Raw genomic sequence first — 16,144 nt, forward strand, 5'->3', positions numbered from 1 at the left:
TAAATTATCATATTTCCTTTTAAGCTTTTTTGATTATTATTATTTTTTTATCTCAAAACATCCAAATATAAGCCTATAACCTTCTCCCAAGTAAAATCCTTCGACCAATTTTTTGCCTTGTGGGAATAGGTGCCGTAATTATTTAAAATTTCTTCCAAGGCCTCGGTGAACTGCTTTGCGTCTTTATTATTTATCAATTTACCAGAGGTTCCGTCCTTTATTGCATCTTCTATTCCGCAGCCCAAGGAACCGATTGCCGGAATTCCCAAGGCATTTGCTTCCAAAATAGCTATACCAAAACCTTCGGCATCACCTGTCTGTGTAGTTTCGCTTAACATTACGAACACGTCGGCTTGTTGGAGCAATTTTATTTTCTCTTCTTCGGAAATTTTTCCGAAAAATACTACAGCATTTTCAACCCCTAAATGCAAAGCTAACCTCTCCAATCTTTCTTTATCAGTAGGAATGCCAACCATGTGGTATTTTAGGTCGGGGTATTTTCTTAAAAGCAACGGTAAAGCATTAATTACATTATGTTGCCCTTTTCGTTGGGTAAGGTTGCCCACGGTTATCAAAACTGGCACTGGATTTTTTTTACTTTGTATAGTAGAAGGTAGTTCCATTTCAAAACCATTAGGGACTACTTCAATATTTTTTAAGGCGAGACGGGAAACTAAAGACTTCGTATAATTACTTACCGCAATGACTTTATCAAAGTGTTTTAATGACATATCTGTAAGTTTTCGAAGTACTTTATTAGGCAATCGCACTTCACTTCCGTGAATGATGGCTATAAATTCCTTTTTAAAGAAAAAAGTGAGAAAAGCTCCTAGCCACAGCGAAAACTTGCCAGAACATATTAGGATTTCAGATTTACTGGTCAAGGAAAAGGCAGTGTTGATGCGTTTTAAATAACTAAATAGAATAATTTTCTTTCTTGGAATTCGAATTACCTCAAAAGGCAAACTTTTATCAAAATCCCTTTCCTCCTCTCCCCTTCCTGAACGAGTATCGCAAACCAATTGTACCTTAAAACCATTAGCCTGTAGTCCTTTCGCCAAATTATAGGCGTGGTTTCCTATACCGCCAGGCTGGGGAGGGAATTCAGAGGCTAGTATTAGGGTTTTGGTCATTGTTGGTAGTGGGTTGTCAGTTGTTAGTTGATGGTTGATGGTTGATGGTTGATGGTTGTCTCCACCTTCGCTAAAGCTTCGGTGGACTCGGGTTGTGGATTGTTGGTTTTTTTTCTTAGTGAACTTTGTGACTTCTTTGTGTACTTTGTGGTTATCCAGTGTTGAATGTTCAATGTTCAATTTTCAATGTTCAAAACTAATAAATTACAAATTGCAACAGACAACCTTCGTCCACTGAAGCTTTTTCAGTCTAGGTGGAGACAACCGAGAACTGAGAATCACGATTCACGTCTCACGATTCACAACCGATCAATCATCGCTCCTTCCCTCAACTTCTTACTTGCCAATCGCCACGAAATAAACACCTGCAGCACCACGAACGGAAACAAAAATAGCGAGATAAAAAGACCCAAGACCAACATTTTCTTGTTTTTCTTGTAACGGTAGGGGATTATGGATTGGGGAACGGTTTTTAAAATGGCGAGTAGGCTTCTTTTACTTCCATAATACTTCCTGTACAAATAAAGCACACTGGGTATGGGTCTTGGAGCAAAGAGTTTTTTTGGTCGGAAAGCATCCCAACTGCCCATTTCACGGAGTCCGCCCGTACCTACTTTTAAATGTATCCTATCTGCAAAGGGGTTTGAAATGTTTTTATAGCCATTTAAATAAGCCCGTAAGCCGTATTCGCCATCGCCCATACGCTGCTTTTCAAATTGTCTGTCGAAGAGACCGATTTCTCTAAAAATTTGTTTTTTTAACAAAACATTCCCAGTATCAATTTGATCAGAAATTCTAAAGAACGAATAGTTCTGTGGCACCTCAGCGCCAACGGTAGAGATGGAAACCCCCGAGGAAATATCAGCTTTAAAAAAATTGAGACATTTTAAATGATTGCTAATCCAATCTGGTGCTGCACGACTATCGTCGTCAAAGAGAAGAATGTATTCTCCTTTTGATATCTCAATAGCATGGTTTCGTGCTAGCCAAAGCGCACGCTCGGTTTGTTGAACAAGTTGAATCTTTAAATTAAAATTATTGTAAAAATCTTCCCGAAAAGGATTGGACTGATCCACAATAATGACCTCAAAATTCTGGTGTTCCTGTTTTTCCAAATCTTCCAGCACATCCTTTAAATATTCATAGCGGTTAAGTGTCGGGATAATAATACTTACCAATGGGTTTTTAGAAATGAGTTCCGATTCAAAAGTAACCCAATCATCATAGGAAATAGGTTTATTTAAATAGTCGCTTCTTACTACATCGCTACTTTTTTTCCAAGCGGATAATTCTCTAAAAGGATTTTTAAATGAAAAGATACGCAGCATCAAAACATACAAAACCCAAACTGGATGGAAATATTTCCGCAGAAATCGGTATTCGTCTACTATAGGTATTTTATCAAAAGAAGAATAGGTTTCAGCATTGCCTATATATCCTTTTTGAAGCGCTTGCCACGAGAGGTCATACTCCTTCGCTTTTATACTTATGAACCTTGTTTCTGGTTCCAGTTTTACAATAATCTCTTGAGGAAGTTTTTCAATCATTGGAAAAACAGAAGTACCATCTGTCTTATATAATTGAAAATAATGAGTGGGTTGTAGGTATTTTAGGAACTGAAAGAGCATTAATTAGTTTTTGGGATACAAAATATATTTGGTTAGTTTTCAAAATCACTAATAGTATGTTAACTATACTTCCCTTAATTATTCTTAGTGGTATGCTGTAAATCTATAAAATCTGAAACATTTAATACAATGCATAACGTATTTACTTTTTCTCGATAAATATATTTTTATCTTCTTTAATCCTTACCATATCTTTTTATTGATTAAGATAGTTACTTTATTTTAAGAGAGGAACTGAATGTATACAAATCAATTCTTCTCATTTCATTATTTATAGGTTTTAGAATAGAAACCAATGAAGGTTATTGATTGAGGTCAAGATCATTATAAAATCAACAAACTTCTTTTGTTGTTTCTCTATATTAAACTCCTCTCTCACTCTTCTGGAGGCATTTCTTGATATCGCCAATTTTTCATCAGAATTTAATTCTATTATTTCGACAAGCCGTTGTGCTAAAAGTACTGGAGAATGTTTGGGTACGACCCAGCCAGTTTTAGCGTGCAATACGTTTTCCGGCAGGCCTTCGGCATCGCTGACCACACAAAGTTTCCCCATTGCTTGAGCTTCTAATACAGAATTACAAAAGCCTTCCTGAATACTGTACTGAACATAAATATCGGCCTCACCCAATGTTGCCTGTACTTCTTGATGGCTTAATCTTCCCAAGAAAAGCACCCGATCTTTGATGCCAAGTTCGTAAGCTGCATAAGCAATACGTTCGTACTCCTTGCCTTCTCCTATTATCTTATAAACAAAATTATACCCTTTGTCTTTAAGCAGTGCTAAGGCCTCTAATATATGTATAAAACCTTTCTTCCAATGCAGCCTCCCAGTTGTAACAAAAATATAATTATCAGTTTGGGCAAAATCCTGAGGAGGAGCCTGAAATAAATTGATGTCGATTGCGGGAGTAATTTTTTCGATAATTACACTTTCTGGAAGTCCGTGATTTTTGGCTAATAACAAAAGATCATCAGAAATGGTGTGCACTTTATCTACATATCTCCAAAGACGCCTATAGCATCCTGGATGTTTTAAAGGGTAAACGGCAATATCAAAGCCTCTTAAACTCACTGCCATTTTAGTGCCTATACTTTTTGCAACTGTTTCGCTTCCTATGGCCATAGTAGAAAACCCAAAATGAAGCCAATCCAATTTTGATTTTAATAAATGGGCATTGAGATAAAGCATTTTAACTACTTGTATTAATGAGGTCCCTTCCTTCTTTTCTAATTTTAGAAACTTAAGTACTCGATTTAAATATGGCAACAACTGTAAAAATTCTTTAAAAAAATAGAAAGTCATTACAATAGGATTGGCCGATACTTTGGGAGCCACAACTATTGGACAAAGCTGAAAGTTTTCCTCTTTCTTTTGACAAAATAAAGTTACCTCCATCCCATTTTCTATTAACCCCTTGATCTTGGAGTTAAAAAAAGTTTCAGAGTAACCTGGGCAAGTAGCTAATATGATGCCTATTTTCATAATTTCATTCTAAGTAGCATTATTAATATCTTGATAAAGCAGCTCATGGGTTTTAATAAACTTATTCATATTAAAATTGGAAAGACAGTATTCCCTAAGAGCTACCCCCAAAGTGTTGCGTTCTTGAGGTGTTTGATTATACAGTAAATCTATCTTCTTGGCCAAAGCCTCACTATCTAAAACTGGGAATAACAAGTCTTCAAATTCCTTTAAAACATAGCGAATCCCTGAAATATTTGATCCTAAAACCGGAATTCCCATACACATGGCTTCCACCAATGCCATAGGCATACCCTCTTGTTTACTAGGTATAACATAGAGATTGGAATTTTTCAGCAAGTGGCGTACATCTGGCTCTTTCCCCAAAAAAGTCACCCTGTCTTGCAATTGCAGGTCCACAACCATTTGTTTTAAGGTATTGGCATACGGATCTCGAGTGTCGCCAACAATGTCTAATAAAATTGATGGATTAACTAATTTTAATGCTTTAATAAGAACTTCAATCCCCTTTACCGGCACTAAATTGGCAACAGTTATTATCCTAAAAACCTCTTTTGAACTGTCCTTAGTAATCAAACTCGGATTAAAGTAGTCTGTATCAAAGCCAAAAGGAATCAATTTTTGTTGCTTCTTATATGCGAAAAATGTCCGCATATCAGTATTAACCGTAATAATAAAATTAGTTAAATAACTCTTTATTTTCCAATGGATGTTGCCCCACCCCATAGCCTTTTTAGTATAAACAAATTTTACACCAGCTAATCTGCATGCCAAAACTTCACTCCAGTCGCTACTCCAATCCCATGAATGAACAATATCCACTTCTTGTTTTTTGAGAAAATCTTTGAATGGTTTAAGTCTTGATATTAAATTGTAATAGGGTCGTAAGGGAACTTTTATTTGTATTATATGGATTGGGATACCCAAGCCTTCTACTTCTTTAAAAAAAGCTCCTTTGTTGTGGGTACAAGCTATAGAAACTCTAAACCGTTCGGGGTTTAATTTTCGCGCCAAGTCGAATACCACCTTTCCACTCCCAGCGGTATCAAAATTAGGGATTGTATAGAGTATATGTATTTTCTTAGTCATCTTTAATTTCGATTTATCAAAATTGCTTACATTCCTTAATCAATTTTTTGGCTTAAACACATAGCGGTTCACTCGCAAAAATTGGTTTCCTGATAATACACGCCACTCATATAGTTTCAAACTGATACCCCCAATTAGAAATTGAAAAAAACCAACATGACCTTTTTTATAAAACAACCTAAGATTTCGAAATACTAAGTGAGATTCCTTTCTACTTTCTGAACGTTCTAAATACTTTGTGCACATAAAATAATAACCACTTAAGAGGGATAATTGATATTGGCTTAAGTTTTGTGTCTGGAGTAATTCATCAATAAAAATATAGGTGGCATCACAAACGGGTTTTAAAAAATTCTTACGCGAACGTATCGGTTTCACGTTGTAGTAAAAATCAACTTCATTATCAACCACTATAAAATTTTCACTATTTTGCATTGCACGTATTGCCAATTCCACATCTTGAAGCCGTGGTAATTGTGGATTAAATTGTCCTATTGAATCGAAATATGTTTTTTTCCAGACTATTGCTGTTATAGGCCATATAAAGCGAGCCTGAAGAAAATAGTTTAAATAGTTTCCCTTTATCTCGGCAGAAAATTGAACCTCTTTATTTTGATTGATTACCGCAGTGTTTTTTAATACCGCAAAATCGTAAAATTCAATTTGTCTATTCGCTATAAAATTGGGAGTAATAATATCATCGGCATCCAAAAATACCAAATTTTCATAAAGCGCAGTATCTGCTCCTAAATTTCGGGAAACCGAAGCATTGCTTTTTTTTGGATTACAAATAAGTTTTACCCGATTGTCTTTTATACCCTGGTGCCAGTTTTGCACTTTATCACGAATATTTGTGTCAGATAAATCATCTACTATTACCCACTGCCATGAAGTTTGAGTTTGTTCTAACAAACACTTATAAACTTTTAGTAACCCAGTAGGATCATTATAGTGAGGTGTTATTATACTGATTGACATTGGCTATCGTTCATAAGGTAATTTATATAAATACTAATATAATGCTAGACTACTAATTACTCCATAAGAATAGATTAGCCATCTGGTAATTTTCTGCAATAAATTGGTCAAATATTGTTTAGGAAACTCGTCATTTAAGTATAGGTTTTTTAAAGAGTGATTTAAGCAGGAGCTTAAAATAAAATAACCTTCCCGCCTCTCCTCTTTTAATAACAGCTAATCGTCTTTTTGTGTCTTTTAATGCCTTGTCTTTTTTTATTAACAAATCATAGTGTACTAATTTTCTTATAGGATTAATTTTTAAATCACTCTTTAAGCTATAATTTTTTGGTGTTATTAAAACCATATTTTGTTTATACCACCAATTAACTTTTGGATGATCCCAAAAAATGGGTCTCAAAACATCATGGATTACATAATCATATTTTAAAAATTTAGATTCCCAATAAGTCAACCATTGTTCGTTTAAATGATTTTGCCCACCTTGCATGGGTATGGCTGCAGAGAAAAGTATTACTTCACCAGCATCAACTAAATTTTTTACGAAAATATCTGCAGAATCTTCTGATAAATGTTCTGCAACTTCTAAACTTAAAACCAAATCAAATCGTTTTTTTAATACAATGGCTTTCTCTAAATTATATTCTAAGAATTCATTCGGCTCTATATAATTATATAACTTCTTTTTATTTACCCATTTACCATCAATACCTAAAACATCGTCTACCCCCAAATCCTTAAACACCTTTAAAAAAGTACCTATCCCACACCCAAAATCAACTACACTATTTGGCTTTAAAAGCTCATAAATAATAGGGACAATTTCACTGGGTGCATCTAAATTGTGCACAATCTCTTCATGTTTATATTTACTCATATTATTTTCGTTCACATATTATAAATATTCCTAATTTGTATAATTCTATTAATTTCTGTTGCAAATAGAATCAAGATAAGATTCAAATACAAACTAATATAAAGTTAACCCTTGTTTGTGTCGCATTTGAATTCATATCTTAAATTCAAGATCTATTTTCTTTAAAATTGATATGGTATTTATTTTTAATCATTTTTTACGTTTATACTGTTGGTATAAATACTCAATAGCTTTTCTAATAAAACACGATTTTCATAATATTTTACTACGAAATCTCGTCCCATCTTTCCCATATATTTTTTACGTGCGGGATTTAATATCAATTGTTCAATTGCTTTAACGAAACCAATGATATCATTTTCCTTAACAACAAAACCGCTTTCGTTAAGTAAAAGACCATATTTGATACCGCCAACATCCGAAACCACGACTGGTAACTCCATGGCCTGCGCTTCCTGTAAAACCAAACCCTGGGTTTCAGCTCGTCCGTTTTCTTTATCCACCCGTCCAGGCATAATAAAAACATCAGCTTGCTCTAAACGTCCTTTAATATTTTCTTGTGTTAGTGCTCCATAAAACAGAACATAATCCTCTAATTGGCACATTTGTACCTGTCGTTTTAAATGTTCGCGTAAAATTCCATCTCCAATTATATGTAAGCGAACTGATTTATAACCCATATCTTGTAATTCACCTACCATTTTAATGGCTAGGTCGGCTCCCTTTAAAGGAATTAGTTTACCACAAAATACTAAATCAAAAAAAGAAGTTTTAAGCTTAGCGTTTTTACGCTTAAAAAACTGAGTATCCAAGCCAACGGGCAATACATAATGTGGTATATTACAAAAATTTACTTGTTGTAATAGCCCTTCCAAATATGGCGTGTTCACAGTAAATGCATCGGCATACTTAAATAAATTAGCATATGTAATTTTATATTGCTCTACATTTTTGGGTTCCAAATCGTATCCATGAAATGTCGTAATTATTTTAACCGATTTAGGAATTATACCATATGCTTTTAAATAGGCTATCCGTTCCCCATTCATACCAAAATGGGCATGAATCAGATCAAAATCATAATGAAGTAAAAACCATTGTGCTTCAAAAAACAATTTTAAAGTATAAGCTTCCTTACCATACTTAAAAACATTAATACTTCTAAAAAACGTGGGCCAATGTATTTTTAAGAAATGCTTTACTGTCCATTTCATAAAAACAAAAAAACGCTTCAACTTTGAAACTGGCGCCTTTTTAAAATACCGTACCCTATTCAACAAGTCATGACGCTTTAAACTCTCGTGAATAACCTTATTATCCACTCTATTATACGCAAACAAACTCACTTGATAACCAGCATCTATAACCCCATTAATCTGGTTAACAATAAAAGTTTCCGACACAGTAGGGAAGTATTTTACGACAAAAGCAATCGATTTTTTAGTCATAACCTATACCTAGTTTTTAGCTAACCAACGTTTTATACTTTCTTGATTACGTCGGTATTCAGAATAATGAAACAAACGCAATTTTAACAATCTAAAATAGCGCTTTGCTTGCTCCTTCTGCTCAAAAGAACCAAATAACAAGGCTCCTGTTTTTCGAACAAGCAATCGAGGTAAATCTTTTATTGCTTCTTTCATAAAATCACTTCGTGATTGTGTACGCCCCTGTAACAAATCTAAATATGCCCATAGGGTAAAATTAGATTCATTCATAGCATGACGTATTCGCGACACATACTTTATACTTAAACGCTCGGTCGTCATGTAATGCTTAAAATACAAACGCTCATCATACCACACCTTATAACCTAACAGTCTTAAAGCATAGCAATATTCGGTATCCCCCCCAGAGCTTAGCTTTTTCCCGATTCGATCACTCAAAAGGTGCTTAAAACCGTGTTTTTTTAACTGATGCCAATGTGATTTTCGCAATACCATACCTGCACCATAGACACAACCTTTTTTGTTGGTAATATCACCATTTTGATTACCTTGTTTAGAAACCGCAAAATACTTGGCTTGTGTATCAAACCAATCGGGTTTTTTTGATTTAAAAGCTGCCTCACACCAGCCACCTAAAGTTCCAATACTTAGGTTTGCATTCATAATTTCATAAGCTGTTTGTACATAACTATCACAAAGCCAGTTATCATCATCACACCAAATTATAAATTCATAATTCGCTTCATGCATACCTTTTTCTCTAGCATATGATAATCCTGCTTTCCTCTCGTTCACTATTTTTAAAGTCGTTGGCGATCCTAGAGATTTCCATATATTTTCCGCTAATTCAGTAGTATCATCCGAAGAATTATTATTAACAAGAATCAATTCCCAATGAAAACCAATAGGTATTTGTTGCTTTGCTAAATAGGTTAAGGTATCAAGCAATCTTTTGGCACTATTATGACAGCAAATTATTACACTTACTCCGTTTATTGCTCTATTCATAGATGTTTAAAACATTATTTATTAGAAATACTAAAAAAAGAACATCAATCTTTTTGATCAATAAAATCAACTTATTCTTTCAATACCAATATGAATTATTTGGAAATTTCACTATTGCTTTTTCGGGGAAACTCATAAATTATGGTTTGGGTTCGTGCCAATTCAAATTGTATGAATTTTGGCAGTAACTGTTCAAGCTTTAAAGCACGATACCTGAATTTTCTGTTCCATTTAGCCTTTGGAAATAAACGGTGAAAACGCTCTAAAGAGCCTATAGAATGAATAGTAACCTCTTTAAAACTACTATAGCCTAAAGCTTTATAGTGCTTACCACTATTATTCCTTATTGGGTGAGGGTCATTGGCTTGCCATTCTTTAAATTTTTTAATGTTCATAGAAGATGGACGTCCTGGAACAGAAATCATCCATCTCAATTTATCGAGAAACAGATTATTTACGGCTGGTTCCACAAAACGAGCGCCGCCTTCAGGTTTTAAGTTAGCGACAATTTTTTTCATAAACTCGTGTTCTTGCTCATGGGTTAAATGATGTAAAAAAGCCTTCCCAACTACCAAATCAAAATCATTTGGCATCAATTCAATTTTAAGAAAATCACCTTGAAGATATTTAATGGGGAATTTGAAATTTACACTCACATTCAGTGCCTCAATTATATCTCCGCTTTTATCTGATATATCATTAGCAAACACTTCCGCTCCTAGAGCCGCCATTACTGCAACATTATAACAATTGCCACAACCTAACTCCAATATCTTTTTCCCTTTAAGCTGTTCTCTAAAATTTCCCGAATACATGCAAACCCAGGAAGTATCAACAACAGTTACATCATCGAGATATTCATCAACATGCTCCACAATTTTAAGGATTTTGCTTATGTTTATTTTAGCATAGCGTTTATCGTAATGAAGTCTATTTTTATCGGTGTTATTTTCTGAAGTTGGTGAAAGCATTTTTAGCATGATTTGGGCATAAAACTAAATTAAAATATTTTTATAAGCTCCTAATTACATTAAGATTCTTGTTTAAATTAATACCTAACATAATATAAAAGGCTAGGCTTTAATTAATGAAAAAATGATGAATCATATGGCTAGTTTTAGAAACTGTCATTTAAAAATCAAAAATGATCTCTTTCAAAAATGGAAATCACTTTCATCAAATTATCTAAGTAAAATAGAAGTTATACCCCCACTTAAACAAGTTTATTTATTCCGTAAATTATTATCCCAAACTTTCAAAGTAAGCAACATACTCAAAGGATGCGAATACTTAACCGCATCCACAGTTTTAAAATTATTATAAAATCGTGCAAGCAAGGGTTTGGAAATAAACGGATGCAGATTTTCAGAAAAAAGTTGCTCTTGTAGCTTTTCATCATTCTCCATCCCCAAAAACTGTAGTTCCCAATTACGCTGTATGTAGGGCTTGCCCATTTTATTCTTAACTTCTCGTTTCAGCTTGCTTCCAATTCTGTATGGCAGATTGTGTGGTGCTTTGTTCTTTTCAAAAGTAAAAAGATTAAAAGGTTTATGATCCTGCCACGTTATTCTAGCCAAAGCTGGACTTTGTTGTTTTATATAAGCAATTTGAAGCTTTCTGTCTGCCAAATATTCCTCGGGGATCGTACATATAAATTCACACATCCTATCGTCGTAATAAGGCAATGTAATAGCATGAATGGCCTCAAAGACTGATAGGTTAACTGAAGTCCATCGTGGCGCCCAATACAGGCTTTTAAATGCTCTCAGCTTGGAACTCGGGTTTTCAATTTCAATAGTATTGAGCAAGGTAACAATCCTTTCCCGCAAATAACTTTCAAAATCATCCTCTAACTCCCACTCTTGCCAAAGGGCAGTGGCAAGTTCCATCCCACCTTTTTTAACTATTTTTTTTAAAATAATGTCTAACAGATCCTCCTCCTTCGTTCCTTCTGGAGCTCCTCTATCAAAAAGCACATCACCCCAATGTCCGAGAGAAAAGACACCTTCCATTTTTTCAAATTCTTCCACCACTGCCATTTGACGAGGGTGAGTAAAATCTGAATAACATTGGTTTATAGAAGCTAGCTCCTCCAATTTTGGCCAGAGATAGCCTGATTCAATAGTAAACTTCTTAAAATCAAATCCACATACTTTTGCAATTTCCTTCCCAATTCCACTCTCTGAGAAACCACCTTTAAAGGAATAGCTATAAGACGTAACAGGCGTTTCTAGTTTCGCCAGAGCAACTGCTTGCGTACGGCTATCCAAGCCCCCAGAAAGGGGAAGAATTACCTTAGTATCTTTTACTTGTTCCGATACTATTTGTTCAAAAAGAAAAGTAAACTCTTCTAAAACTTTATCAAAACTAATATCCCTCGGACTATAATGCCATTGAAACCAAGGGTTGCTTTTAATTAAAAAACCGTTATCATCAATATTACATTCGGAAGCTGCGGGTAATACTTTTTTATCTTGCCAATAGGTGTCCGTATCCAAAAAGAAACCCGTTGCGGCGAAAATGCAAATAGCTTTTTTGTCCAATTCGTGTAGAGCATGAGCTTTAACGAATTGTTGCTGGGTTGGGATTATTGGGGTTTTTATTGTGGGCATTTGGGTTTTTAGGTTATTCGTAAAAGTAATGAAATATTTTGGTTGGGAGGGATCAAAAAACTCCCCGTCCGCTAGCGGACACCCCTCTTCTAATAAGAGGGGAGCTCTTTGTTTTGAACTATTAATATAATTCGAATTAAAAATCTAGATTTTAGCAAGAATCAAAGGCTCCTCCCTTTTTTTCAAAGGGAGGTGTCCCGCCTCCGGCGGGACGGAGGGTTTTTTGATCCCCTTAATAAATTTCATTAAATTTAAACTACCATTTTCACTACTAACCACAATGAAAAAACAAATCCATACCCTAAAATATCTCAAAACCTTCCGCAAGGAACTGCGGGAACGTATGACACCTGCCGAAGCTTTTTTATGGTCCAAATTAAAAGCCCGGCAATTTGAGGGGAAACGCTTTACCCGCCAGCATAGTATAGAGAATTTTATAGTGGATTTTTATTGCGCTTCAGAAAAGCTCATTATAGAACTTGACGGACAGGTACATTTGAATCCTGAAGTTCAGGAATATGATGCCGCAAGAACAGCAAGGTTAAATGAATTAGGATTCAACGTAATAAGGTTTGAAAATAGAATGGTTTTTGATTTGTTGCCTTCGGTTCTGGCGGGGATTAAGGAGCATTTTAGAGAATGAGTGGTAATTGGGGAAGGCTCAACTAACTCCCCGTCCGCTAGCGGACACCCCTCTTCTAACAAGAGGGGAGCCTTTTGTTTTGAACTATTAATATTATTCTGAGTAAAAGTCTTGATTTTAGCAAGAACAGAAAGGCTCCTCCCTTTCCAAAAGGGAGGTGTCCCGCCTCCGGCGGGACGGAGGGTTTATTGCCCCCCTAAAACTTCAAAATACAATCCCTCCATCCCTAACACCATCTGCTCCATACCATGCTGCTCTTCCACTTTTTTCTTTGCAGCCAAACGAACTTCCTCAATCTTTTCTATTGATAAATCAGCAAAACTTTCAATCGCCTCAGCAAGCGCCTGCGGATCACGAGTAGGAACCAACCACCCTTGTTCACTATCAGTAATCAATTCAGGTACACCACCACAATCAGTACTGATTACAGGTAAGCCAATAGCCATAGCCTCCACTACCACATTTGGAATACCCTCTTCCAGACTCGGCATTAATAGTAAAGAAGCTTCACTCATCATTCTGAAAACTTCCTTTTGTGGTTTCCGCTTTTCTAAAAACACACAATCCTGCAATCCGAGGTCTGAAACCAAAAACTGTAACTCCTCATCCCCCGCTCCCCCAATAATGGTATAATTAAAGGGGATATTTCTTTCTTTCAATACCTTACAGCAATGCAAGGAATAATCATAGCCCTTTATCCAATGTGCTCTTCCTACTGATATTAACTTCAAAGGGGTTGAACGAATATATTCTTCAGAAAAAGGCATTTCCTCCAAAGGCAATCCGGTATAGACTACTTTGTCAATCTTTTTTGGGGTAGTATAAATTTTATCTCCATTCCTTGCAATAGCTTTAGAAACCGAATGAAACCCAGCCATTTTAGGATACCATTTCTGAAGATATTTAAAATTGTCCTCATCAACAAAAGGTCGGACATTACTATGGAAACCTCGCTGACTTAAAATCACTGGAATCTCTTGTTTTAGTAACACCTCTTCAAACCAAGGAATAACAGACGGCCACTGCAAGTGAATAATATCTGGTGAAATGGTTTTAAGCGCAATATCTAAATTCTGTTGTTGAAGAGATTGGCGGTTGCCTAGAAATAATTTCTTAAGAGTAGGAAATAGCATTTGAAACTTGCCAGACTTAAAGATCCAACCTAAGGAAGTGAAGGCGAGCCTCAACTTGCTTTGGTTGCTTCCCATTGAAATATAGCCAACCCTCTCTATGGGATGCGTTAACTTCTCATTAAACCCTAGTATATATATTTGATGATTTAATGCCAAAACCCTAACCAAGCGATTAATAAAGGGCGTGGTTTTAAAACTGCCGTCGAAAATGATTAATTTTAGAAGTTTCAAGTTATAAATTTTTGATACTGCTTTATATCCAAATTATTTTTTAAAAAACAATCAAATTTGTTAGGCTTGATCTGTATGAAATTATGCCAAACTTAGATATATATAGTCGCTTATGTTCTAATTTTCTGATTATTTTTTTTCCAAATTTATCCATCGACTCAAAATTTTGAAAATGGAAAGCTGTAACCATCATCTTGTAACCTAATCGTTCATGGATAACTTTAACTTTTTGAGCCAGAATCAACATAGATGAAAACCCTTGTTCATTATAAAATTTGGTAAGGTTGAAAACTGAACAGAATCAAAATTCATCAAAACGAACTCTGACAGTCATAGATTATCACATCGCAATGTTTTTTCAACAAAATACTACTCAATAATCAAATATCTTGATCATTGCTATACTTTTATATACTATTATCCAAGTATTAAATTCTTCAAAATTCCTGTGGTAGTTCAACGTCAAAATGTTTGTGGTGCGTAACTTTCGCTCTATTTTAATTGCAAAATTAATCAATTCTTAAATCCCAAATAATTTAGAAACTGTCTCAGTAATAAAAGTGACAGAGTCAAAAAAAATGTTTGGTAAAATGGTGTGATTTGCATTCCGATAAACTTGAAAAGATAATTGTATTTGGACATCTCACAAATCTTAATCACCTCATAAAAAACCGCTTCAATTTTCTCTGTGTGCATTTCAATTCAGCAATTAACATAGACTATTTCCTGATTAATTTTTTTAGGGAACGTGCTTAGATCAACGACTTATCAACAAAATTCCATCACTAGAAAAATAATTTATAATCTATACAATAAATCAATAAATCCAAGTACCTGCTTAGATATTCCACGTTTATGTTCAAATAAACTACGCTCTAATCGCAACAAGTGCCCTATGAAAACTTGATCAATTATATTCATAATTTCTGTTTGTTGAGAAGGAAAAAGAATCAATAACTTCTTAAATAAATAATCATTATTTCTTATTTTCCGAAAATCTACAGCGATAAAATCATATTTAGAGGCCTGCCAATCAATTAACCATAGATTATCATGCTTATCAACTATCAAATTTCGAGTATGAATATCTCCATGGATTTTACCCCAAAAACATTTTTTTTCTTCTTTTAAAATATAATGAAAATGTTTCTTTATAGATAAAAATTTAAATAGAATTTCTTTGCCATAAAACAGACTTATTATATTTTCCATTTTTTCAATATCTATCTCGGGACTTTTTAAAGAAACTTTATTTTGCTGGTAAAATAGAAAAAGGAAATCACACATTTTTTCAATATTCTTGGCTATTACCTCAGTTGGAAGTCTTTGCAGCGTGGTACCTTTTATTCTTTCTTGAAGAAAAAAAGAATATTTATTAGGAGCATAGAAATGGAAAAAAACATTAGGAACTTTTAATATTCCTATTACCTCAGCCTGATTATAAGCTTCTTTCGTTTGTTTGTATTCAATTAAGACATTATCTAAATCTGTTACCAAATTCGCTTTTAAAACAATATCCAAATCTTTATATAACAATATTAATCCGGCACGCTGTTCTTTATAGAATATAAAATTTGCCTGTACTTGGAATACATATCTTCTCAAGAAAAACCAACCCAAAAGAGGTCCTGATAAATCCGTTAAGGAATATTCTTGATTACCAACTAATAAATTTATCCATCTTCTTTTATAAGTAGAAGGAATTACGGAAAGTTCTGAATGACTCTTTATATTCATATAAACTCCAAAAGGCCAAATAGCACTCTTTACATAATTCGACCCGAACCTACGATAGGTATAATTTTTAGAAACCAAGTTATATTTATCACATAAAATTTGGTCAATTTCCTCGATCTTATGTTTCATTTCTTTAAGCAT

General features: G+C 34.4%; 13 protein-coding genes. 1 reads left to right on the forward strand and 12 read right to left on the reverse strand.

Annotation, left to right across the window (positions count from 1 at the left end):
• Window positions 1–47: 47 nt before the first annotated feature.
• From AEQU1_RS11650 to AEQU1_RS11695, 10 genes are all read right to left on the reverse strand, one after another.
• Entirely contained in the window at window positions 48–1,313 is a 1,266-nt protein-coding gene (locus AEQU1_RS11650; RefSeq protein ID WP_258455284.1) for a glycosyltransferase family 4 protein, read from the reverse strand.
• Between the two features lie 119 nt (window positions 1,314–1,432).
• Window positions 1,433–2,761, reverse strand: coding sequence for a glycosyltransferase family 2 protein (locus AEQU1_RS11655; protein ID WP_111881302.1), 1,329 nt, complete (start codon window positions 2,759–2,761; stop codon window positions 1,433–1,435).
• A 280-nt stretch (window positions 2,762–3,041) separates the two neighbouring features.
• Window positions 3,042–4,247 carry a glycosyltransferase family 4 protein gene (locus AEQU1_RS11660; RefSeq protein WP_111881304.1) on the reverse strand — a complete coding sequence of 402 codons (1,206 nt, stop codon included), beginning with the start codon at window positions 4,245–4,247 and terminating at the stop codon, window positions 3,042–3,044.
• Between the two features lie 9 nt (window positions 4,248–4,256).
• Entirely contained in the window at window positions 4,257–5,336 is a 1,080-nt protein-coding gene (locus AEQU1_RS11665; RefSeq protein WP_111881306.1) for a glycosyltransferase, read from the reverse strand.
• Between the two features lie 39 nt (window positions 5,337–5,375).
• Window positions 5,376–6,314 (reverse strand): glycosyltransferase family 2 protein, encoded by a 939-nt coding sequence (locus AEQU1_RS11670; protein WP_111881307.1) that lies wholly within the window; start codon window positions 6,312–6,314, stop codon window positions 5,376–5,378.
• A 130-nt stretch (window positions 6,315–6,444) separates the two neighbouring features.
• On the reverse strand, window positions 6,445–7,191 hold the full coding sequence (locus tag AEQU1_RS11675) for a bifunctional 2-polyprenyl-6-hydroxyphenol methylase/3-demethylubiquinol 3-O-methyltransferase UbiG (protein ID WP_111881309.1): 747 nt from the start codon (window positions 7,189–7,191) through the stop codon (window positions 6,445–6,447).
• Between the two features lie 185 nt (window positions 7,192–7,376).
• Entirely contained in the window at window positions 7,377–8,639 is a 1,263-nt protein-coding gene (locus tag AEQU1_RS11680; protein ID WP_111881310.1) for a glycosyltransferase, read from the reverse strand.
• Window positions 8,640–8,648: 9 nt separating this feature from the next.
• On the reverse strand, window positions 8,649–9,647 hold the full coding sequence (locus AEQU1_RS11685) for a glycosyltransferase (RefSeq protein ID WP_111881312.1): 999 nt from the start codon (window positions 9,645–9,647) through the stop codon (window positions 8,649–8,651).
• 95 nt (window positions 9,648–9,742) lie between these two features.
• On the reverse strand, window positions 9,743–10,618 hold the full coding sequence (locus AEQU1_RS11690; protein ID WP_111881426.1) for a bifunctional 2-polyprenyl-6-hydroxyphenol methylase/3-demethylubiquinol 3-O-methyltransferase UbiG: 876 nt from the start codon (window positions 10,616–10,618) through the stop codon (window positions 9,743–9,745).
• Window positions 10,619–10,870: 252 nt separating this feature from the next.
• Window positions 10,871–12,259 (reverse strand): asparagine synthase-related protein, encoded by a 1,389-nt coding sequence (locus AEQU1_RS11695; RefSeq protein ID WP_111881313.1) that lies wholly within the window; start codon window positions 12,257–12,259, stop codon window positions 10,871–10,873.
• A gap of 280 nt (window positions 12,260–12,539) precedes the next feature.
• On the opposite strand from AEQU1_RS11695, the gene AEQU1_RS11700 reads away from it, so the two are divergent.
• Window positions 12,540–12,902, forward strand: a complete 363-nt coding sequence (locus AEQU1_RS11700; protein ID WP_111881315.1) for an endonuclease domain-containing protein — start codon at window positions 12,540–12,542, stop codon at window positions 12,900–12,902.
• A gap of 185 nt (window positions 12,903–13,087) precedes the next feature.
• Here AEQU1_RS11700 and AEQU1_RS11705 read toward each other — a convergent pair whose 3' ends face one another.
• The gene (locus tag AEQU1_RS11705) at window positions 13,088–14,266 is read right to left on the reverse strand and encodes a glycosyltransferase family 4 protein (RefSeq protein WP_111881316.1); all 1,179 of its coding nucleotides are present in this window, start codon (window positions 14,264–14,266) and stop codon (window positions 13,088–13,090) included.
• Between the two features lie 798 nt (window positions 14,267–15,064).
• Window positions 15,065–16,132: a phosphotransferase gene (locus AEQU1_RS11710; RefSeq protein ID WP_181566760.1), complete on the reverse strand. Its 1,068-nt coding sequence runs from the start codon at window positions 16,130–16,132 to the stop codon at window positions 15,065–15,067.
• Between the last annotated feature and the right edge of the window lie 12 nt (window positions 16,133–16,144).

This window comes from Aequorivita sp. CIP111184 (assembly GCF_900489465.1).
Classification (GTDB): Bacteria; Bacteroidota; Bacteroidia; order Flavobacteriales; family Flavobacteriaceae; genus Aequorivita.